The 19,500-nt window shown below is 72.6% G+C and carries 18 protein-coding genes; 7 read left to right on the top strand and 11 right to left on the bottom strand.

The features are described from left to right. Nucleotides 1–136: 136 nt before the first annotated feature. Nucleotides 137–1,765, bottom strand: coding sequence for an amidohydrolase (locus OHA91_RS30945; RefSeq protein ID WP_031154858.1), 1,629 nt, complete (start codon nt 1,763–1,765; stop codon nt 137–139). A gap of 59 nt (nt 1,766–1,824) precedes the next feature. Continuing rightward, entirely contained in the window at nt 1,825–2,265 is a 441-nt protein-coding gene (locus OHA91_RS30940; protein WP_030663734.1) for an Lrp/AsnC family transcriptional regulator, read from the bottom strand. A 216-nt stretch (nt 2,266–2,481) separates the two neighbouring features. On the opposite strand from OHA91_RS30940, the gene OHA91_RS30935 reads away from it, so the two are divergent. After that, nucleotides 2,482–2,955 carry a hypothetical protein gene (locus OHA91_RS30935; protein WP_031154857.1) on the top strand — a complete coding sequence of 158 codons (474 nt, stop codon included), beginning with the start codon at nt 2,482–2,484 and terminating at the stop codon, nt 2,953–2,955. A 37-nt stretch (nt 2,956–2,992) separates the two neighbouring features. Here OHA91_RS30935 and OHA91_RS30930 read toward each other — a convergent pair whose 3' ends face one another. Together OHA91_RS30930 and OHA91_RS30925 are read right to left on the bottom strand one after the other, a co-directional pair. Continuing rightward, nucleotides 2,993–4,084: a phosphotransferase family protein gene (locus OHA91_RS30930; protein ID WP_328740403.1), complete on the bottom strand. Its 1,092-nt coding sequence runs from the start codon at nt 4,082–4,084 to the stop codon at nt 2,993–2,995. Between the two features lie 59 nt (nt 4,085–4,143). Continuing rightward, a complete protein-coding gene (locus OHA91_RS30925; RefSeq protein ID WP_031154855.1) occupies nt 4,144–5,277 on the bottom strand; it encodes a hypothetical protein in 1,134 nt (377 codons plus the stop codon). A 1,803-nt stretch (nt 5,278–7,080) separates the two neighbouring features. Here OHA91_RS30925 and OHA91_RS30920 point away from each other — a divergent pair. The 4 genes from OHA91_RS30920 (at nt 7,081) to OHA91_RS30905 (ending at nt 9,558) form a co-directional block, all read left to right on the top strand. Further along, complete coding sequence (locus tag OHA91_RS30920) at nt 7,081–7,752, top strand: hypothetical protein (protein WP_328740402.1); 672 nt, start codon at nt 7,081–7,083, stop codon at nt 7,750–7,752. A gap of 208 nt (nt 7,753–7,960) precedes the next feature. Further along, nucleotides 7,961–8,329, top strand: a complete 369-nt coding sequence (locus tag OHA91_RS30915) for a hypothetical protein (protein ID WP_266503169.1) — start codon at nt 7,961–7,963, stop codon at nt 8,327–8,329. 90 nt (nt 8,330–8,419) lie between these two features. Continuing rightward, nucleotides 8,420–9,115 carry a hypothetical protein gene (locus OHA91_RS30910; protein ID WP_328740401.1) on the top strand — a complete coding sequence of 232 codons (696 nt, stop codon included), beginning with the start codon at nt 8,420–8,422 and terminating at the stop codon, nt 9,113–9,115. A gap of 236 nt (nt 9,116–9,351) precedes the next feature. Further along, on the top strand, nt 9,352–9,558 hold the full coding sequence (locus OHA91_RS30905) for a hypothetical protein (protein WP_240803916.1): 207 nt from the start codon (nt 9,352–9,354) through the stop codon (nt 9,556–9,558). Between the two features lie 21 nt (nt 9,559–9,579). Here the strand turns inward: OHA91_RS30905 and OHA91_RS30900 are convergent, their stop codons facing one another. The 5 genes from OHA91_RS30900 to OHA91_RS30880 form a co-directional block, all read right to left on the bottom strand. Then, nucleotides 9,580–10,752: an acyl-CoA dehydrogenase family protein gene (locus OHA91_RS30900; protein WP_031155173.1), complete on the bottom strand. Its 1,173-nt coding sequence runs from the start codon at nt 10,750–10,752 to the stop codon at nt 9,580–9,582. A 146-nt stretch (nt 10,753–10,898) separates the two neighbouring features. Continuing rightward, a complete protein-coding gene (locus OHA91_RS30895) occupies nt 10,899–11,588 on the bottom strand; it encodes a TetR/AcrR family transcriptional regulator (protein ID WP_266503166.1) in 690 nt (229 codons plus the stop codon). Between the two features lie 79 nt (nt 11,589–11,667). Next, on the bottom strand, nt 11,668–11,820 hold the full coding sequence (locus OHA91_RS30890; RefSeq protein WP_107064790.1) for an SCO1431 family membrane protein: 153 nt from the start codon (nt 11,818–11,820) through the stop codon (nt 11,668–11,670). Nucleotides 11,821–11,969: 149 nt separating this feature from the next. Beyond that, the gene (locus OHA91_RS30885; RefSeq protein ID WP_031155178.1) at nt 11,970–12,401 is read right to left on the bottom strand and encodes an SPW repeat protein; all 432 of its coding nucleotides are present in this window, start codon (nt 12,399–12,401) and stop codon (nt 11,970–11,972) included. A 124-nt stretch (nt 12,402–12,525) separates the two neighbouring features. Beyond that, nucleotides 12,526–13,896, bottom strand: a complete 1,371-nt coding sequence (locus OHA91_RS30880; RefSeq protein ID WP_328740400.1) for a peptidase C39 family protein — start codon at nt 13,894–13,896, stop codon at nt 12,526–12,528. Nucleotides 13,897–14,005: 109 nt separating this feature from the next. Between OHA91_RS30880 and OHA91_RS30875 the strand changes: the two genes are divergently transcribed. Both OHA91_RS30875 and OHA91_RS30870 read left to right on the top strand, forming a co-directional pair. Further along, nucleotides 14,006–14,641: a uridine kinase family protein gene (locus tag OHA91_RS30875; RefSeq protein ID WP_328740399.1), complete on the top strand. Its 636-nt coding sequence runs from the start codon at nt 14,006–14,008 to the stop codon at nt 14,639–14,641. Nucleotides 14,642–15,030: 389 nt separating this feature from the next. After that, nucleotides 15,031–16,959 carry an AAA family ATPase gene (locus tag OHA91_RS30870; RefSeq protein WP_031155186.1) on the top strand — a complete coding sequence of 643 codons (1,929 nt, stop codon included), beginning with the start codon at nt 15,031–15,033 and terminating at the stop codon, nt 16,957–16,959. Between the two features lie 62 nt (nt 16,960–17,021). Here OHA91_RS30870 and OHA91_RS30865 read toward each other — a convergent pair whose 3' ends face one another. Further along, on the bottom strand, nt 17,022–18,065 hold the full coding sequence (locus OHA91_RS30865; protein WP_031155188.1) for a hemolysin family protein: 1,044 nt from the start codon (nt 18,063–18,065) through the stop codon (nt 17,022–17,024). Beyond that, entirely contained in the window at nt 18,062–19,492 is a 1,431-nt protein-coding gene (locus tag OHA91_RS30860; RefSeq protein ID WP_266503156.1) for a hemolysin family protein, read from the bottom strand. The genes OHA91_RS30865 and OHA91_RS30860 overlap by 4 nt, the downstream gene beginning before the upstream one ends. Nucleotides 19,493–19,500: the final 8 nt, after the last annotated feature.

Raw genomic sequence — 19,500 nt, 5'->3', positions numbered from 1 at the left:
CGCCCGGCGAAACCTTCCCTCGCCCCCGAGGCGCGGGCGCGCTGAGCAGACGGATCCGTCCGGCACGACGTCCTGTGGTGGACCCGGCCGAACCTATCCGGGTCCGACCGCCCGTACCGAACCGAGGCCGACCGGATCACCCCTGTGGGCGTACGAATACCTCCCGCCCGCCGACGACGGTGGCGAGGCACACCGGCAGTTCGGATCCGGGGGTCAGATCGGGCAGTCCGGGGGTGCCCGAGCGGGGGTCGGTGGACCAGCGGGCCACCCGGTCGTCCGGGGCCTGGACGATCAGTTCGCCCGTCTGCCAGACCGCGTAGTCGGCCGGGGCGCCGGGGACGAGGATCCCCGCGTCGTCGCGGCCCAGGGCCCGCCAGCCGCCCCGGGTGTGGGCGGTGAAGGCGGCCCGCACCGAGACCCGGTGCTCGGGCGTCCGGTGGAAGGCGGCCGCACGGACGGTGCCCCACGGGTCGAGTGCCGTCACCGGCGCGTCCGAACCGAAGGCCAGCGGCACCCCGGCCTTCAGCATGGCCGCGTACGGGTTGAGGGTGCGGGCACGGTCGGCGCCGAGCCGGTCGGCGTACATCCCGTCCTCGCCGCCCCACGCCGCGTCGAAGGCGGGCTGCACCGAGGCGGTGAGCCCCAGCTCGGCGAAGGCGGCGATGGTGGCCGGGGTCATCATCTCGGCGTGCTCGACCCGGTGCCGGGCCGCACGGATCCGGGCCAGGCCGACCTTCTCGGCGGCGGCCCGGACACCCTCGACCACCGCGGTGATCGCCGCGTCGCCGATGGCGTGGAAGCCGGCCTGGAGGCCCTCCTCGGTGCAGGCCGCCACGTGCTCGGCGACCGCCGCCGCGTCCAGGTACTCCGTCCCCGTGTGCGAGGCGTCGGCGTACGGGGCGTGCAGGCAGGCGGTGTGCGAACCGAGGGCGCCGTCCACGAAGAGGTCGCCGGCTGCCCCGACGGCCCCCAGCTCCCTGGCCAGGTCCAGGTCCCGGTCGGCCCAGTACCCGAACACCCGCGGCCCGGGCCGCTCGGCCGCCAGGTCCAGGAGGCCCGTGAAGTCCTCGGCGGAGGAGATGTCGGGCCCGCCGCACTCGTGCAGCGAACCGATGCCGAGGGAGGCCGCCCGGTCCAGCGCGGCCCGCTGCGCCTCGGCGCGCTGGGCCGGGGTGACCGCGGCGAGCGCGGCCCGCCGTACGGCGTGGTGGTCGTCGGCGGTCAGCGGCAGGTCCCCTTCGGGACGCACCCCCGGGACGAGGTCGAGCAGGGCCGTGGTGACCACGGCCGAGTGCACGTCGATGCGGCTGAGGTAGAGGGGACGGCCCCCGGCGGCCTCGTCGAGCTCGCCGCGGCGCGGCGCGCGCCGCTCGGGCCAGCGGGCGGCGTCCCAACCGTGCCCGAGCAGCACCCGGTCGGCGGGCCGGCTCGCCGCGTACGCGCGTACGAGGTCCAGCGCGGCGGCCAGCGAGCGCGCTCCGGTGAGGTCCAGCCCGGTCAGGGCCAGACCCGCGGAGGTCGTGTGGACGTGCGCGTCGGTGAAGGCGGGGGTCACGAGCGCCCCGCCGAGATCGACGACCTCGTCGACACCCTGCGCGAAGGCGTCGGCCGCGCCTTCGGAACCGACCCAGGCGATGTGGCCGCGTTCGACGACCATCGCCGTGGCGAAGGGGTCGGCGGGGCTGTGTACTTCGCCCCCGCGGAGGAGGACGGTCCTGGTCGGTGCTCCGGCGGCGTCGGCGGAGTGGGCGGTGCGGTCAGTCATGCCGACCAGTGTCCCGCGTCGCCCCGCCCCTCCCGACCGCCGGGTACCCCCTCCGGGGGTTACACACGGGGCGGGCGCGCCTCGTAGGGGGTGGAGAGGACCACGGTCGTCCGGGTCGCGACGTGGGCGAGGGCGCGCAGCCGGCCCAGGAGGTCCTCCAGCTCCAGCGGCGTGGCGACGCGCACCTTGAGGATGTAGTTCTCGTCGCCCGCGACGCTGTGGCAGGCCTCGATCTCGGGTACGCCGGACAGCCGGTCGGCGATGTCGTCCGGGGCGCTCGGGTCGAAGGGCTTGACCGAGATGAATGCGGTCAGCGGCAGGCCGACGGCCTCCGGGTCGACCACGGCCGCGTACCCGCGGATCACCCCGCGCTGCTCCAGTCGGCGTACCCGCTGATGGACTGCCGACGTGGACAGTCCCGTGGCCTTGCCCAGATCCGTGTAGCTCATCCGCCCGTCCCGCACGAGCAGATCCACGATCTGGCGGTCCAGCTCCTCCATTGCGCTCATAGCCGCTCAACTTACGGCCAAAGGCACTCCAGGCCCAGTGCTGTCCGCCCACTGGAGGCATCTGCGCCGGGCATGTGACCAAGGCCACAGGGGTATGCAGGCGGAGGCTGGTCTGTTGTGGTTACTCGTGACGCGCGACGGGAAGTGGTTGCTGTGGCCGAGGCCGAAGAACCTGCCCGCCCGGCCCACCCAAGGGGGAGTACATCCATGCTGAATACCAAGCGCGCCGGTCGCACCGAACCGGATCCTCTCGAACCGCTCGACTCCGGCGACGACGCGTACCCCGAGGACGGCGAATACCTCGACGACGGCGAGGGGTTCGAGATCCACCACGCGATCTGCCCCGACTGCGGCCAGTCGATCGCCCTCGTCGCCGACGAGGAGTACCTGCCGCAGCACGCGCTCTGCCTCACCCCGTGGAACCCCTTCGGGCTCACCGTGTGCGCCGGCACCGGCCGGCCCGCCGCCGAAGCCCTCCCCACCGTCGGCATGAACCAGTCGGCGGAGGCCGCGCCGGAGCTCGACTCCTCCGCCCCGTCGGCCCTGCCCCAGGGCCTGGACTGGCGGACGCAGCCGTTCTCGCACGTCGGAGGCCCGGGCTCGCGCCCGGTCCGCGTCGTGCGCCCGGTCCTGCCGCAGCCGCAGGCGCAGACGCGCCAGCAGCACGCACAGGCGGCCTGAGGGCCGCCCGCCCGCCACCCCTGCTCCCCCTGTCCGCCTACCAGTACGTTCCCTGCACCATGTCGGCCAGGCTGGCGCGGTGCAGGATCAGGCCGTCCGGGTCCGCCGGGACCTCGACCTCGCCGAAGTGGGCCTGGCGGTAGGCGATGCGCAGCATGACGATCGCGTGCCGCAGGGCGGCGTAGAGGGTGTGGAACTCCATGTCCCGCGGTGTGTGGCCGGTCAGTTCGGCGTAGCGGCGCTCCAGGTCCTCGCGGCGCAGGAAGTCCGGCAGGCCGGGCTGGCCGAAGCTGACGGTGAGGTCCTGGAAGAACCGGTGGAGGTACACGCTCCAGCCGAGGTCCACCTCGCGCGGGGCGTACGCCGCCATCTCCCAGTCCAGGACCGCCACCGGCGTGAAACCGTCGTAGACGACGTTGCCGATGCGGGCGTCGCCCCAGTTCAGCACGGCGGGCCCCTCGTCGACCGGCCACAGCTCCTCGAGACGGGCGAAGGCCCGCTCGATCAGCGGGGAGGGCGCCAGTCCGCCCACCACCCAGGCGTAGTAGGCACGTTGGGCGTCCACGTGCCGGCGCAGGGGGGTGCCCTCGCCCTCGGGCAGGAGGAACTCGGCCTCCTCGGCGGGGAACTGGTCGTGCAGCCGGGCCAGCAGCGAGATGCTCGCCTCCTGGAGCGCGCCGCGTTCGGCGTCGGTCGCCGCGTGCAGCCAGTTGCCCTCGTAGGTGTAGGGCATGACGTCGGGCGGGACCCGGCCCTCGGCGCGGGCCATGACGAAGAACGGCGCCCCCAGCGGCCCGGGATCCTCCTCCAGCCACTGCACGCGCGGGACGGGCAGGTCCGTGTGCGCGGCGACCAGGTCCATCACGCGGTGTTGGCGCGGCATGTCGTACGTCGGGAAGACGGTATAGGCCGCCGGGTCGGCGGCGAGCCGCAGCGCGCAGGCGCGCAGCGGGGTGTCGGGGTGCTCTATGTCGAAGAGCAGGGTCTCGCTGGACATCCCGTTCGAACCGGGGACGGAGACATTGGTGACTTTCGCCCCGGGAAGCCGGGCGTCGAGCCAGGCGCCGAGGCGGCGGCCGAGCTCCTCGGGCTCTCGGGTGGAGGTGCGCGGACGTGGTGCGGTTGCCATGGGTACCCCTTCTCCTGCTCGGACCTGGACCTGCGGGGACGTGCCGGGAGGTGCGGGCGCTACGGGGCGACGGAGGAGTAGTCGGCGAAGCCGCTCGGGTCGTGGCGCCCGAAACTGCCGTGCTCGAAGATGCCGTGCCCGGTCTGCCCGTCGAGCGTGAAGCGGGCCGAGTGGTCGGTGACCCCGAAGGCCGCCATGGGGTGGGCGCCGGGGTGGGAGAGGTCGTAGGTGCGGCGGTCGCTCCAGCCACGGCCCTGCCAGGTTCCGTGCTGCCAGTCACCGGCGGGCGGGTAGCCGGCGCCGACTGCGAGCGGGGAGGAGTTCAGTATTTCCACGCCCAGCTCAAGGGGTTTGCGGGACGGATCGGTGAGGTGGATGACGGCGCTCTCGGGGTGCCGGCTGCCGGGGCGGTAGCGGATCTCGGTGTGCGGCCAGCCGAGCTGGACGTCCGCGCGGCCGCTGCCTTCCGGGAAGACCTGCAGGGCCTCGTTGAGGGTGCGGTGGCCGTCGGCGTCCTCCTGGGCGATGACCATGACGAAACGGTCCGCGAAGCGGACCGGGATCCAGAGCCAGTGGAAACCCTCGGGGCGGTGCTCCTCGGCCGACCGGCCACCCTCCTCGCCGGGGATCGGCCGCACGCCCCAGCTCCGGTCCCGGGTGCCGGTCCACTCCCCCGCCGTGAGGGTGAACTCCTCGCCCTTGGCGTGGATCGTGCCGGTGACGTTGCCCGCCTGGACGAAGCGGCGCCCTTCCAGCATGAGCCGGTCACCGCGCCGCTGGACGTGGTGCGGCTCCCAGACCGCGGGGAACTCGGCGGTCCAGGTGATGTCGTACGAGAGCCCGTGCGGGTCGTCGGCATCGGGGGCGCAGCGCAGCGTGAGCCGCTTGAGCGGCACGTCGACGGTGATGGACAGGGGTCCCACCGAGAGGTTCATCCGGTCGTCGGTGAGGGCGTCGGAGGCCCGGACCGCCAGGAGTTCGTCGCCGATGCGGAGTGTGGCGTAGGCGTCGATGACCCCGGCGTTGGGATAGACGCCGAGGCCGAGGATCAGGACGGCGCGGCCGGCGTGGTCGAAGACGTGGAAGATGCACCGGTCGTAGGCGTTCCGGTCGCCGCTCACGAGGTGCTTCATCGACAGGGGTGCCTGGTGGATGGGGTACTCGTCGAGGGCGACGGGCCGGTCTGCGGGCATGACGGACCTCCGGGGCGGGGGCGGGTGACGTCGGGGCGGGGTAGCGGCGAGGGGCGGGGTAGCGGCGAGGGGCGGGGTAGCGAGGGAAGCGCGGGATAGCGGGAGAAGCGCGGGATAGCGGGGGAAGCGCGGGGTAGCGGGAGAAGCGGCGCGGGGCGGATATGACGGTACGTCAGAAATGCACTCCGAGACCAGACTTCTGGCACGCTCTGACAGCAGGGCACGAAGTGGCGGGGACTTCGGCGGGGCGGGGGCGGGAGGCGCGAGGGGAGCTCTGGAGAGCGGGATCCGAGGACTCGGTGGTCAGTGAGGTGCTGGGGGTTTCCCGTCAGTCCCATCGTCTCTCCGGTTCGTGCCGGCCCCTCAAGGGCGCTCCCTCCGGTCGCGTCGCTACGCGATGGCCTACGGCCACCCTTGACCGCCCGTCCCGCCCCGGACATACGAGGACAGCCGGGAACCCCCCAAAGGAACGGGCCGGGACTTTCTTTTCAGGGACGGCCACATCAGTGATGGGCGGGGCGGTCGGGGAAGCGCGTCTAATCGCTACGCGCTCCTGCCGTGAAGCGTCCGCAGGCCTCTTGGGCTGGACATAGGCCGCCATCGATCGCTACGCGCTTCTCCGAGACCGCGTCCGGCCCTCGTTCGGGGCTGGGAAGGGCGGATTGGAGGGGCGGGAGGGCGATCCATCGGCTGAGCCGATGCCAACCCCCATCAAGGCCGAGGTGGAGTCCCAGCCGCCCGCCCAAACAGGTGCAATTGGGGCAATCTGTCGGCTCTTTGGGGTGCGCATCCACCCACACCTGGATTGGCATCGCCACAGCCGTCATCTGACGCTTTTCCTCCCCCCACCGCCCTCGGACGCCCTCCATGAGGAGCGAATCGGGCCTCTGCGGCTTATGACCAGCCCCAGACGGTCTGCGGACGCGTGATCGAGGAGCGCGTAGCGATCGATGGCGGCCTATGTCCAGCCCCTGACGGCTCGCAGACGCCTTCGGGCAGGAGCGCGTAGCGATCCGAGGCGGCCTATGCCCAGCCCAAGAGGCTGGCAGACGCCTTCCGGCAGGAGCGCGTAGCGATTTGAGGCGCTCCGGGCTCCCGCCCGCGCCCTCCGACGCGCCGTCTCTCTATCGATCGCCCGGCCCGTTCCTTTGGGGGGTTCCCGGCAGTCCTCGTATTTCCGGGGCGGGACGGGCGGTCAAGGGTGGCCGCAGGCCATCGCGAAGCGACGCGACCGAAGGGAGCGCCCTTGAGGGACCGGCACGAACCGGAGAGACGATGGGACTGACGGGAAACCCCCAGCACATCCCTGATACCGCCCCGCCGAAACACCGCCCCCACGCCCCCGCCCCGCACCTCCCACCCCGCCCCACCGGGACCCTGCCCCCGCATCCCCGGCCCGCAACTCGCCGACCCCGCAGCATCCCGCTCGGGACTCGCCCCCGCCCTCGATACGCCGCCCAACCGCGGTCAGTTGAAAGAGGGCCACGGGGCCGTACGCCGACGCTGCTTCGACGCCCACGTGCCCATCTCCGTCGCGAATCCCCCGGGACCCACGACCTCTGCAACACCCCCCGCCTCACGCGGACGCCTTGCGCGCAGACCTGGCCAGTGTCCACCTCAGTCCGAGCCGCCCACCTGAGCCGGCCCGCTCCTCAGGCGACCGGCACACTCCCGGCCGCCTCCGGCAGGTCAAGTCCCGAGTCCTCGGAACGTGACCTCGCATTCACGTTCCGGCCTACTTGAAACACGAGCCGCACCGGAATACCGGAAACCGAAAAGGCTCCGAATCACGTAGGAGGAATCATGAAGCGCAGCAACGACAACCGCCAGGAAAAGCGCACCTCAAAGCGCGGCTTCCGTCTTTCGACACTCGTCGCCTCGGCCGTGGTGGTCGCCGGAGGTGTATTTCTTCCGGCCACTGCGGCGACGGCGGCCGGAATGCCCGAATCCTCAGCGGTGACGCTGGTCACCCACAACAAGCACGACAACCATCTCAAGAACCATCACAAGCACTGCAAGAAGCACCACAAGCACCACAAGCACTGCAAGCACCACAACGAAGGCAAGAAGGAGACGCCTAAGGGCGGAACCGGCGGCAACGGCGGCCCCGGCGGCAACGGCGGAGTCGTAGGTGGCAACGGCGGCCCCGGCGGCGACGGCGGACAGACCGGCGGCAACGGCGGCCCCGGCGGCAACGGCGGAGTCGCGGGCGGCGACGGCGGCCCCGGCGGCGACGGCGGACAGACCGGCGGCAACGGCGGTCCCGGCGGTACCGGCGGAGTCGTAGGTGGCGACGGCGGCCCCGGCGGCGACGGCGGACAGACCGGCGGCAACGGCGGTCCCGGCGGTACCGGCGGAGTCGTAGGTGGCGACGGCGGCCCCGGCGGCGACGGCGGTCAGACCGGTGGCAACGGCGGTCCCGGCGGCGACGGCGGAGTCGCGGGCGGCGACGGCGGCCCCGGCGGCAATGCCTGACCCGAGCTGCGACAACGCCTGACCGCGACGACGGCGGGGGGGAAGGCCTAAAACCCCTTCACCCCCGCCGTCTTCATCCGATGGTTTTTCGTCCGATGGTTTTCGTCCTATCGAGGGAAGTCCCATGGCCAGAAGATTGCGGCACCGAGCGATCGCCCTTGCGGCGGCCGCCCTGGCAGCCGCTGCCGGTACCACAGGCGCCGCTCGCATGCTGCCGGACCACCAGCCCCTCCCCGCCTCTACGACGGCACCCAGCCCCGCCCGCTCCACCGAGTGCGGCTCGGGCGGCGACGGCGGCAGAGGAGGCGACAGCGGACAGGACGGCAGCCCCGGCCGGCCCGGCGAGCCCGGCAAGCCCGGCACCCATGAATGCACCCGGTACAGCGACCTGCCGGACAAACCGAAGGCGGAGCTCACCGTGGCCGACAAGGTCCGCGTGGTGTTGGTCCTGATGAACGGTGGTGCGACCGAGGCGCAAATAGCCAAGAAGTACAAGATGTCGCAGCCCGCGGTCGAAGTCTGGAAAGAGGCCTACCTGAGGGGCGACTGGCCCGTACTGATGAACGACGACTCCTGAATTCCCGGCACCCTCACCCTTCTCGACTCTCGCATTTCAGAGCATCGAAACAGAAATCCGAAGCAGGCGAACGAAAGGAAAAGGATTCTCATGAATGGCAACACCCGCAGGAACTCTCTGGCAGCGGCAGCCGCCTCCGTCCTACTCGCCATGGGTGGCGTCCTCCTTCCCGCGGGTGCCGTCTTCGCCTCACCGGCCACGCACGGCCTGGTCCGAACGCACACCACGGGGAAGACCGAAAAGCACCACGGCCGCGAGCACGACGACCACAAGAAGCACGGGGACAAGAACCGACATCGCCACGGGAAGCATCACGACGGGTGGCACGAGCGGCACTGGCGCCATGGTGACGACGACATGTGCCGACGCGGGGACGGCGGCAACGGCGGCAACGGCGGCAACGGCACAGGCACCACCCCGGTCTGCACGGCCCCGGGCCAGAGCGGTACCGGCGGCTCGGGCGGACGCGGCGGCCGAGGAGCGTGCGGCGGCCGGAACGGCAGCAGCGGCAGCAACGGCAGCGGCGGCGGCGGCGGCAAGGCACACTGCCCCGAAACCACGCCGTCGAGCCCGGAGGGGAACGATCATGGCGACAACCCCTCAGCGCCGGACTGGCCCTCCACACCGGACAAACCCGAGCCGGCCGACGACTCGTCGGTCCAGGACCCGCCCGCACCGGCCGAAGATCCGGCGCCCGAGAGCGACCAGCCGGCCCACGACGCCCCTGCACAGTCTGATCCGGGAGCGCCGGCCGACGACGGCTCTGGAGGCGTGATCGTCAAGTGAACCGCAGGACACCGGTCCACCGCTGCCCCGCCGCACCCTGGCGGGGCAGCGGCCTTCGCGTGATCTCAAGGAACGAGCCGGGCCGCGACGCCGGCCCCCGAGGCTCCCGTCGGGTGCCGCCCCGGGGAAGCCTCGAACGGATAGGCGCACGCCGGGGGCGATTACCCGTTGCTTCGGTCCCGCGTTGGCCGTGCATGAGCACGCTTCAGTCTTCAACGGGCCGAAGGCGCCGTCCGATGTCGTCGGGTTTCGAAGAATCGGTTCAGCGCCCGCTTCCGCGTGAGCCGCTGCGCGAGCAGCAGGCGCCCGATCCGCCGATCTACCGCGACCTGCTGGCCCGGTGGGCCGACGCCGGCCGCACCCTGCCCGGCCGGCGGGACCCGGAGTGGTCCCGGCTCACGTCGTCCCCGGTCTGGCCCTCGACCAGCAGCGGGCTGTACTGACCCGTCCGGCGAGGGAGCGCGTCAGCGCGTCTCGGGCCCCGCCAGGTGGCGGGCGATGACCATGCGCTGGATCTGGTTGGTGCCCTCCACGATCTGGAGCACCTTCGCCTCGCGCATCAGGCGCTCGACGGGGAAGTCCGCGGTGTAGCCGTAGCCGCCGAGGACCTGGACCGCGTCCGTGGTGACGGCCATCGCCGCGTCCGTGCAGAACAGCTTGGCCATGGCCGCCTGCCGGGAGAACGGCTTGCCGGCGTCCCGCAGCCGCGCCGCCGCGAGGTACAGCGCCCGGCCGGCCTCGATCTTGGTGGCCATGTCGGCCAGCATGAACCGCAGCCCCTGGAAGTCCGCGATGGGGTGACCGAACTGCTTGCGGTCCAGCGCGTACACGAGCGCCTCGTCCAGTGCCGCCTGGGCGACGCCGATGGCGCAGGCGGCGATGCCCAGCCGTCCCGCGTCGAGCGCGGCCAGGGCGATGGTGAAGCCCTGCCCCTCCTCGCCGATGCGGCGGGAGTCCGGTACGCGTACGCCGTCGAAGTGCAGCTGGGCGGTGGGCGAGCCCTTCATGCCCATCTTCTTCTCGGGTACGGCCGCGGTCAGGCCGGCGGCGTCCCCGGGGACCAGGAAGGCGGTGATGCCCTTGGGGCCCTCGACGCCGGTGCGGGCGAGGACGGTGTAGAAGTCGGCGACCCCGCCGTGGGTGATCCAGGCCTTGGTGCCGGTGATGATCCAGTCGTCGCCGTCGCGGACCGCCTTGGTGGTGAGCGAGGCGGCGTCGGATCCGGCGGCCGGCTCGGAGAGGCAGTAGGCGCCCAGGAGGCCGCCTCCGAGCATCGCGGGCAGGTGGGCGGCCTGCTGCTCCTTGGTGCCGTAGCCGCCGAGGCCGTGGCAGGCCAGGGAGTGCACGCTGACGCCGAGGCCGACGGTCAGGCGAGCCGCTGCGAGCTCTTCCAGGACCTGGAGGTAGACCTCGTAGGGCTGCTCGCCGCCGCCGTACTCGCCGGGGTACGGGAGGCCGAGCAGCCCGGCCTCGGAGAGCAGCGTGAAGACCTCTCGGGGGAACCGTCCGGAGTCCTCCTCCTCGGCGGCCCGGGGACGGATCTCGCGCTGGGCGATCTCGCGTACGAGGGCGAGGAGGTCGCGGGACTCCTCGGTGGGCAGCTGTCGGTCCACCGGCTGCGGGGCGCGGTCGGTCATGGCGGCGCTCTCCTCCATCTCGGGCACGGCGGCGACGCGCGAGGTGTGGGTCGCGCCGCCGGGTCTCGGGCTCTGTGCAGCCGATGCTGCCCTCCCGGGTCACGGAAGAGGCTGTTCAGCGGCTGCGGCGGCTTGAGTATGCCCGATCAGGGGCTTCCCGTCACCGGTGCAAGATCACCAGCAGTTTCGAACGGCTCTTCGGTAGGGGGAGGTGCCGGACACTCCGGGGCGAACTCCTCGATCACCGCCAATGTCGCGCGCAGCTGGCGTACCAGCAGGGCTCCGAGCCGGGCGCGTCCGGGCTGGTCCGGGGCGCTCAGCCCGCCGATCCATTCCAGGGTGGTCCCTTCGACCGCGGACAGCCAGCCCACGAGGGCGAGGCGGGCGATGGGCGGGAGGGAGCGGTGTCCGTAGGCGCCTTCGGCGATGGTCGCGACCAGTTCCTCGCGGACGGCGTCGCGGATGGCGAGCACCTCGGCATCGGAGCCGACGCCTCCGGTGACGATGGTGCGGTAGGCGGCGTGGTGGTGCTCGGCGTAGTGGAGGTAGCCGTCGATGGTGCGGCGGACCCGTTCCGCGTTCGGGAGGTCGATGTCGCCGCCGGCGCGGGCGACGAGGTCGGCCACGGAGTCCTCGACGATGGCGAGGTAGTAGCCGCGCTTGCTCTTGAAGTAGTAGTAGATCAGGCCCTTGGCGACGCCCGCGTGCTTGGCGATGTCGTCCATGCAGAGCGCGTCGTAGGAGGTGTCGGCGAACAACTTGCGCCCGATGGCTATGAGTTCGGCTCTCCGCACCTGTGAACGCCCGGTCGCTCCACGCTGTTGACTATTGTTCAATTCCGGCCCCAGCCTCGAACTGCCACAGGATGGCCGAAGTATGGCAGTCAGGAGTACGGGGGCTCGCGCCGGGGAGTCGTCAGAACCAGCCGACCTGGGTGACGAACATGGCCACGACGACCACGAGGGTCCAGCCGAGGACGTGCTCCAGCCAGTTGGAATCCTCCTTGGGGCCCCCGGTGCGGGCGAGGTTCCGGGCGGATGCGGTCGGGGCGGCGGTGTCTGCGGTCATGGTGTCCAATGTGCCAGCGTTCGCGGCTTTCGCGGTAGAGACGAGGGTCACTGGTGGCGCACGTCACGCGAGCGGGCCCCGGCCGGTCCGGCTGGCGCGCGGTGCGGTCGGGGCCCGGCGGCCGGTTCCACCCGGCGTCGGTTTCCGTGTCAGACCCGGGTGTCGCGGGTGCGGCCCGCCATGGCGGCCATCGCGAGGCCGAGGCAGAGGGCGACGATTCCGGTGATCACATTGCTGACCACCGCGCGCGTCGCGTCCATCTCACCGGCGATGGCCCACGGGGCGATGATCGTCCAGGCACCCAGGACGACCGCCGTCCACGCCATCGCGTGGGTGCGCTCGTAGGCGGATCCCAGGCCGCCCATGCACAGGCAGAACGCGAGGCCGACGATCAGGTTGTTGATCGTCAGCGGGAGCAGGATGCCGAATCCCGCGATCCACGGCGAGGCGGCCAGGTACAGGCCCGTTATCAGGGCCAGTGCCTCGACGGCCTGTGCGCGCGGAGTGGTGGTCACCCGCTCGAACCGAGTGCGCATCTCGGCGAGGTCGGGGTGGTGCTCGATGCTGGGATGGGTGGTCATGGCGGGCCGCCTCCTATGAGAAGCCTTTATGTGCCATTTACCCCACAATGTTCCGCTTACCCGGGCCGCCCGGTCAACGGGTAATTTCCGCGGCTTTCGCAAGGTCCGCGGTTGCCCCGCCCCCTCACAGCACGCCCACCGTCCGCAGGGCCCTGATCTGCGCCGGGGACGGCAGGGCGGGGGCGTAGAGGTAGCAGACCCCGCCGCTTCCGGAGGCGATCTTGCCGGCGGCGGCGGTGCGCTTGGTGCGCAGCCAGACGTTCTCCCACTCGGCGCGCCGGTAGGCCCGGCGTACGGACGGGTTGTCGGGGGCGTGGGGGTCGTTGACGACCACGTCCCCGGCGACGGTGAAGCCGACGACGGTCATCAGGTGGCCGGCCGTGCCGTAGCCGGCGCCCGTGAGTTCGTCCGCGCGGAAGGACGTGGAGGTGATCACGGGGATGCCGGCCCTCACCACGGTCTCCAGGTCGGTCAGGGAGGCGAGGCGGGTGACGACCCCGGCGAGCCCGCTGTAGGTGGCGGCGTAGGCGGCGTTGAAGGACCAGTTCCCGCAGCCCTTGTAGGCGGCGTCGTAGGTGGAGCGGGCGGCGTGGCAGACCTGGGGGTCCGAGTACGCGGGGTTCACCCAGGCCAGGGCGGCGGGCTCGGCCTTGCGGCCGAAGTACTCGATGACCATCTGCGAGGAGGTGGGGCTGCACCAGGCCTCGCCGCCGTTGTCGTACTCGGGGTAGCGCCCGGTGTGGGTCTGCTGGGAGTAGCGCGGGACCTTCAGCTCGTGGGCGGTGCCGGAGGGCCGGGAGGCGGGGACGGTGAACCGGTCGGGGACGTCGGAGACCATGGCGCCGGCCAGCCACACCGTCGGGCCCTCGGCGGCGCCCGGCCGGCGGTGGAGGGTCAGGCGCAGCCGCCAGCCGGCGATGCGCAGGCCGCCGGCCGCGGCGGGTGCGTCGACGGCGAGGGTGTCGGTCCAGACGGTGGACCGGCCGTCGGTCTGGCCGTCCACCGAGGTGCGCCGGATGTCCGTGTCGCCGGAGGCCCACCGGCCCATCACGTACCAGGGGGCGGTGGTGCCGTCGGTGTAGGTGGCGCGCAGCTCGACCTGGATCCACGTGCCGGCCGGGGTACGTGCGTTCCAGGAGGCGACGGCCTCGGTGGCGGGCACCGTGGAGCGGTGCAGCGGGGAGGTCCAGGTGGCGTACTCCCAGGTGCTCTTGCGCCCGGTGTGCGGGTCGGCGTACTCGGTGCGGCCGACGGCCGTCCGGATCTGCAGGCCGGGGCGGGTCCCGGCGACTGCTCCGGTGCCCCGGTGGGTGCCGGCCCGCCAGTGGCCGTACGAGAACCAGAAGCGGTTGTCGACGCCGGGGCCCTGGGCGCGCGGGGCGGGGGCTGCGGCCGCCGGGGCGCCGCCGCCCGGGACGACGACGGCGGCGGTGGCCGCGGTGGCGACCGCGAGTGCGGCGACGAGTACGGCCCTGCGTGGCGTGGGTGCGGTCATCGCGTGGTCCCCCGGGGTGGGTCGGCGCTTGGGTGGTGTCACCTTTCCAGGTTCCCGGCGGCCGAAGACCCAAGCCACGGGTCGTGTCGGCCTTGTCTACGCTGGTCGGGTGGAGTCACACCAGTCACTTGAGTCACTCGCGCGGGAGCTCGCCGCCCTGCCGTGCTCCCTCGGCCCGGTGCGCCTGATCGCGATCGACGGGCACGCCGGATCCGGGAAGAGCACCTTTGCGGGGCGGCTCGCCGAAGCGCTGGGCGGGGCGCCCGTGCTGCACCTGGACGACGTGGCCAGCCACGAGGAGCTGTTCGGCTGGGAGGAGCGGCTGCGGGCCCAGGTGCTGGAGCCCCTCGCCGGCGGCCGGCCCGCGCACTGGGCCCCGTACGACTGGGTGGAGCGGCGTTTCGGACCGGAGCGGGTGCTGGAGCCGGCGCCGGTGCTCCTGGTGGAGGGGGTGGGTGCCGGGCGGCGGGCGCTGCGCCCGCACCTGGCCCGGCTGTTGTGGATGGAGACCCCGCGCGCGGAGTCGTGGCTGCGGGGCCGCAACCGGGACGGGCGTGAACTCTCCGGCTTCTGGGACGGATGGGAGCGCGCGGAGCGCGCACACTTCTCCAGTGATCCTTCGCGCCCCTTCGCCGACACTCTGGTACGTCAGAGCGGTACGGGATACGAGTGGTCTTCCGGGATGGGAGGGACGGCGGGAACCCCCGCTTCCGTCACCGAAGGTGACGAACTCCCCCGGGCCTGAACGGCCTCGGAATTCCGCCCGGCCGGGCCTGCGCCGACCTGCTTGACCTGGGGCCCGCAGCGGCCTTACGTTCTCAATGCGGGGCTTTTACCGGCCGCCGCGCACACGGAGCCCCCGATTGTTCCCCCGTGATCGGGGGCTTCGTTCTGCCCGCGAACCCCCTCCACGGGGGCGCCGCGCGGGGCACCAGCCCCCAGAATGTTCACCCTGTGTCACCGGTCGCGCCCGGGGCTCCCGCCCGAACCGGGCCCGCCGCACCCTACGTAAGGTGCGAAAGCGCAGGTACGATGCAGCCCTGATTCCAGCGACGCCAGGCGGGGGTACCGGACAACTCGCGTGCTCGAAGCGGGGGTTGCGGCGCACCACGGGGCAGGCTTGTGGGGGACGTGATGGATTTCGGCACGCCGGGCAGCATGCACGCCCCGGCCGAACTCGCCTGGTTGCGGGGGGTCGACGCCTGCACCGTGGGCGCCTACCCGCAGGCCGAGGAGGAGTTTCGGACGGCCGTGCGGCTCGATCCCTCGATGGCCGACGCGTGGCTGGGCCTGCACGCGCTCCGGGTCGACACGGGGAACGCCTTATTGCGCATGTACGCGCACCGGGACCGCTTCGGCGAACAGCGGGCCCGCCACCGCAGGACCCTGAACTCCTGGTACTGGCTGGGCTGGTGGGTGCAGCCGGTGCTGGAGAACCGGCGGGACCTGCTGCTCGCCCACGCCTCGCACTGGCTGGACGGCCGCCACGTCCCGGAGCTGGACCAGGCCCTCGCCGCGCTGCCGCCGGTGGACACCGACGCGCAGGTGCGGTTCCTGCACGCCTGCCGGGCCTATCTGGTCAAGGACTGGGAGCAACTGGTCCGGCACACCGAGCCGCTGGTGAACGATCCGCTGCTGGGGATCGAGTCGGGGTTGTTCGGCGGCATGGCACGGGTGCGGCTGGAGATGTACGGGCAGGCGGAGCCGCTGCTGTCGGCGGCGCTGATGCGCTGCCGCAGCGAGCAGCCGCAGCGCAAGGAGCTGCGGTACTGGCTGGCGCGGGCGCACGAGGGGACGGGGCGCAGTGCGGCGGCGCTGCCGCTGTACCGGGCGGTGCACCGGGTGGATCCCTCGTTCATGGACACCGCGGCCCGCCTGACGGCCATCGAGGACGGCGACGACACCGACGGCATGGCCGATCTGGCGGGCCTGGCCGGGTATTCGGGGTACGGCGGCTACGCGGGGCACGGCCCGTCCCCGGTCGGCGGGGACTTCGCGGCGGTCGCCCTGGGCGGACCGCCGGGCGGCGGGCCCGTCCAGGACGTCGCCGCGGACGGCCAGGCGGGGCTGGACCCGCTGGTTCCGCCGCCTCCCCCGCCCGGCCGGATGGAGGGCGTACGGCGCAAGGCGGCGGTCCCGCCACAGGGCTCGGCGGAGGGGCTGCCGACCGGGCCGTCGGACCCGGCGGCGCTGGCCGAGGCGCTGGCGGAGCTGGAGCGGATGGTGGGCCTGGAGCCGGTCAAGCGGCAGGTGAAGGCGCTCTCCGCGCAGCTGCACATGGCGCGGCTGAGGGCGGGTCAGGGGCTGCCAGTGCAGCCACCGAAACGGCACTTCGTGTTCTCCGGCCCCTCGGGCACCGGCAAGACCACCGTGGCGCGGATCCTGGGCCGGGTCTTCTACGCGCTGGGCCTGCTCGGCGGGGACCATCTGGTCGAGGCCCAACGGGCGGACCTGGTCGGCGAGTTCCTGGGGCAGACCGCGGTGAAGGCCAACGAGCTGATCGATTCGGCGATCGGCGGGGTGCTGTTCGTGGACGAGGCGTACTCGCTGTCGAACACGGGCTACAGCAAGGGCGACGCGTACGGCGACGAAGCCCTCCAGGTACTCCTGAAGCGGGCCGAGGACAACCGGGACCACCTGGTGGTGATCCTGGCCGGCTACCCGGCCGGGATGGACCGGCTGCTGGCGGCCAATCCGGGGCTGTCCTCGCGGTTCACCACGCGGGTGGACTTCCCCAGCTACCGGCCGCCGGAGCTGACCGCGATCGGCGGCGTGCTGGCGGACGCCAACGGGGACCACTGGGACGAGGAGGCCCTGGAGGAGCTGCGCAGCATCAGCGGGCACGTGGTGGAGCAGGGGTGGATCGACGAGCTCGGCAACGGCCGCTTCCTGCGCACCCTGTACGAGAAGAGCTGCGCGTACCGGGACCTGCGGCTGGCGGGCTTCGCCGGGGAGCCGTCGCGGGACGACCTGGCCACGCTGCGGCTGCCGGACCTGATGCAGGCGTACGGGGAGGTCCTGTCGGGCCGCGGTCCCCAGGAACGGCCCGAGCCGCCGGTGTGACGCCGGCAGGGCCGGAGAGAGCCTCGCCGCGGCTCTCTCCGGCTCTTTCGTGCCCTCCTCGGCTAGGTGCGGCCCGCAGGGACCCGGTGCGCCGGGTCCCTGACCTCGCCGACCAGCATTTCCAGGACGTCCTCCAGGGCGACCAGGCCGAGGACCCGGCCGGCCGGGTCCGCGACCTGGGCCAGGTGGGTGGCGTCCCGGCGCATGACGCCGAGGGCGTCGTCCAGGGGGACGGTGGCGCACAGCGTGGTCATGCGGCGCCAGACCCGCTGGGGCACGGCCCGTTCCCGGTCCTCCAGGTCCAGTACGTCCTTGACGTGCAGGTAGCCCATGAAGGCGCCGCTGTCGGCACGGACCGGGAACCGGGAGTAGCCGGTGCGCACGGTCAGCTGTTCGATCTGGCGCGGGGTGACGGCCGGGCCGACCGTGACCAGGCGGTCCCGGTCGAGGAGGACGTCGGTGACGGGGCGGCTGCCCAGTTCCAGTGCGTCCTCCAGCCGCTCCTGCTCGACCGGTTCCAGGAGCCCGGCCTGCCGGGAGTCCTTGAGGAGCCGGCCCAGCTGGGCGGAGGTGTAGGCGGCCTCGACCTCGTCCTTGGGCTCGACCTTGAAGAGCTTCAGGACGAGCTTGGCGCAGGCGCCGAGGGCGCTGGTGACCGGCCCGCACAGGCGGGCGAAGGCGACCAGGCCGGGGCTGAACCACAGGGCGGTCTTCTCGGGGGCGGCCATGGCGAGGTTCTTGGGGACCATCTCGCCGATGACCAGGTGCAGGAAGACCACGGCGGCGAGCGCGAGGGCGTAGCCGAGGGGGTGGATCAGGCCCTGCGGTACGTGGACGGCGTGGAAGACGGGCTCCAGCAGCCGGGCCACGGTGGGTTCGGCGACCGCGCCGAGGGTGAGGGAGCAGATGGTGATGCCGAACTGCGCGGCGGCCATCATGCGGGGCAGGTTCTCCAGGCCGTGGAGCACCTGGCGGGCCCTCTTGGACTCGGCCGCGAGGGGCTCGATCTGGCTGCGCCGTACGGAGACGAGTGCGAACTCGGCGCCGACGAAGAAGCCGTTGGCGAGGACGAGGAGCAGCGCGAAGACGAGCTGGAGCGCGTTCACCGGGCGGCGCCTTCCAGCTCGGCCCGCTGCGGGGCGGCATCGCCGTGGCGGCCGGTGCCGGGCGTGGTGGCGCCGACGGGGGCTGCGGGCTGCCGGTAGGCGCCGGCGGCGGGTACCGCCGTCAGCCGGACCAGCCGGACGCGTTCCGCACGGTTGCGGCCGACCCTGCGGACGGACAGCTTCCACCCGGGGAGGTCCGCGCGGTCCCCAGGGGCGGGGATCCGGCCGAGCAGGTCGGCGACGAGGCCCGCGACGGTCTCGTAGGGGCCCTCGGGTACTTCCAGGCCTATCCGGCGCAGGGTCTGCACGCGGCAGCTGCCGTCCGCCTCCCAGGAGGGGCGGCCGTCCTCGGCGGCGACGGCGGCGAGTTCGGGGGTCTCGTCCTCGGCGAGGTCGTGCTCGTCGCGGACCTCCCCGACGAGTTCCTCCACGATGTCCTCCAGGGTGACGACGCCGGCGGTGCCGCCGTACTCGTCGACGACGACGGCCATCGGCTGTTCGCTGCGCAGGCGCTCCAGCAGCGGCTGCACCGGCAGGGAGCCGGGCACCAGCAGCGGGGCGACGCAGATCCGGCCCACGCTGATGCGGTCGCGTTCGGCCTCGGCGACGGCGAGGGCGTCCTTGAGGTGGACCACGCCGGTGATCTCGTCGATGCGTTCGCGGTAGACCGGGAAGCGGGACAGGCCCGTGGCGCGGGTCAGGTTCAGCACGTCGGCCGCGGTGGCCGTGTGCTGGAGGGCGCTGACCTTCACCCGGGGGGTCATGACGTGCTGGGCCGTGAGCTCGCCCAGCGAAAGGGTCCGTACGAAGAGGTCGGCGGTGTCCTGTTCGAGGGCGCCGGCCTGGGCCGAATGGCGTACCAGGGAGACGAGTTCGCCCGGGGTGCGGGCGGAGGCCATCTCCTCGGTGGGCTCCACGCCGAGGGCCCGTACGAGCCGGTTGGCGACGGCGTTGAGGCCGGCGATGACCGGCCGGAAGACGCGCGAGAAGGCGTTCTGCGGGCCGGCGACGAAGCGGGCCACCTGGAGGGGCCGGGAGACCGCCCAGTTCTTCGGGACGAGCTCGCCGACGACCATCTGGACGGCGGAGGCGAGCAGCATGCCGATGACGACGGCGACGCCGGAGACGGCTCCCTTCGGCAGGCCGGTCGCGGAGAGCGGCCCGGCCAGCAGTGCGGCGAGGGCGGGCTCGGCGAGCATGCCGACCACGAGGGAGGTGATGGTGATGCCGAGCTGGGTGCCGGAGAGCTGGAAGGACAGCTCCCGCAGGGCCTTGACGACCGTGCGGGCACGGCGGTCTCCGTCGGCTGCGGCGCGCTCGGCCTCGGGGCGTTCCACGGTGACGAGGCCGAACTCGGCCGCCACGAAGAATCCGTTGGCGAGGATCAGGGCGAATGCCGCCGCGAGCAGGAGTAGCGGGATGGTCATGCCGCCGC

It is taken from the genome of Streptomyces erythrochromogenes (assembly GCF_036170895.1).
Lineage (GTDB): Bacteria > Actinomycetota > Actinomycetes > Streptomycetales > Streptomycetaceae > Streptomyces > Streptomyces erythrochromogenes.
Note: the sequence above shows the minus strand (reverse complement) of the source record. Positions and strands in the feature narration are given on the sequence as shown.

Coding starts and splice junctions, on each gene's coding strand:
- OHA91_RS30925 (WP_031154855.1), bottom strand. CDS start 5,277: ATGCCCGCAGACCGGCCCGTCGCCCTCGACGAGTACCCCATCCACCAG.
- OHA91_RS30910 (WP_328740401.1), top strand. CDS start 8,420: ATGAATGGCAACACCCGCAGGAACTCTCTGGCAGCGGCAGCCGCCTCC.
- OHA91_RS30900 (WP_031155173.1), bottom strand. CDS start 10,752: ATGACCGACCGCGCCCCGCAGCCGGTGGACCGACAGCTGCCCACCGAG.
- OHA91_RS30870 (WP_031155186.1), top strand. CDS start 15,031: ATGGATTTCGGCACGCCGGGCAGCATGCACGCCCCGGCCGAACTCGCC.
- OHA91_RS30930 (WP_328740403.1), bottom strand. CDS start 4,084: ATGGCAACCGCACCACGTCCGCGCACCTCCACCCGAGAGCCCGAGGAG.
- OHA91_RS30940 (WP_030663734.1), bottom strand. CDS start 2,265: ATGGAGGAGCTGGACCGCCAGATCGTGGATCTGCTCGTGCGGGACGGG.
- OHA91_RS30890 (WP_107064790.1), bottom strand. CDS start 11,820: ATGACCGCAGACACCGCCGCCCCGACCGCATCCGCCCGGAACCTCGCC.
- OHA91_RS30885 (WP_031155178.1), bottom strand. CDS start 12,401: ATGACCACCCATCCCAGCATCGAGCACCACCCCGACCTCGCCGAGATG.
- OHA91_RS30860 (WP_266503156.1), bottom strand. CDS start 19,492: ATGACCATCCCGCTACTCCTGCTCGCGGCGGCATTCGCCCTGATCCTC.
- OHA91_RS30880 (WP_328740400.1), bottom strand. CDS start 13,896: ATGACCGCACCCACGCCACGCAGGGCCGTACTCGTCGCCGCACTCGCG.
- OHA91_RS30915 (WP_266503169.1), top strand. CDS start 7,961: ATGCTGCCGGACCACCAGCCCCTCCCCGCCTCTACGACGGCACCCAGC.
- OHA91_RS30905 (WP_240803916.1), top strand. CDS start 9,352: ATGTCGTCGGGTTTCGAAGAATCGGTTCAGCGCCCGCTTCCGCGTGAG.
- OHA91_RS30920 (WP_328740402.1), top strand. CDS start 7,081: ATGAAGCGCAGCAACGACAACCGCCAGGAAAAGCGCACCTCAAAGCGC.
- OHA91_RS30945 (WP_031154858.1), bottom strand. CDS start 1,765: ATGACTGACCGCACCGCCCACTCCGCCGACGCCGCCGGAGCACCGACC.
- OHA91_RS30935 (WP_031154857.1), top strand. CDS start 2,482: ATGCTGAATACCAAGCGCGCCGGTCGCACCGAACCGGATCCTCTCGAA.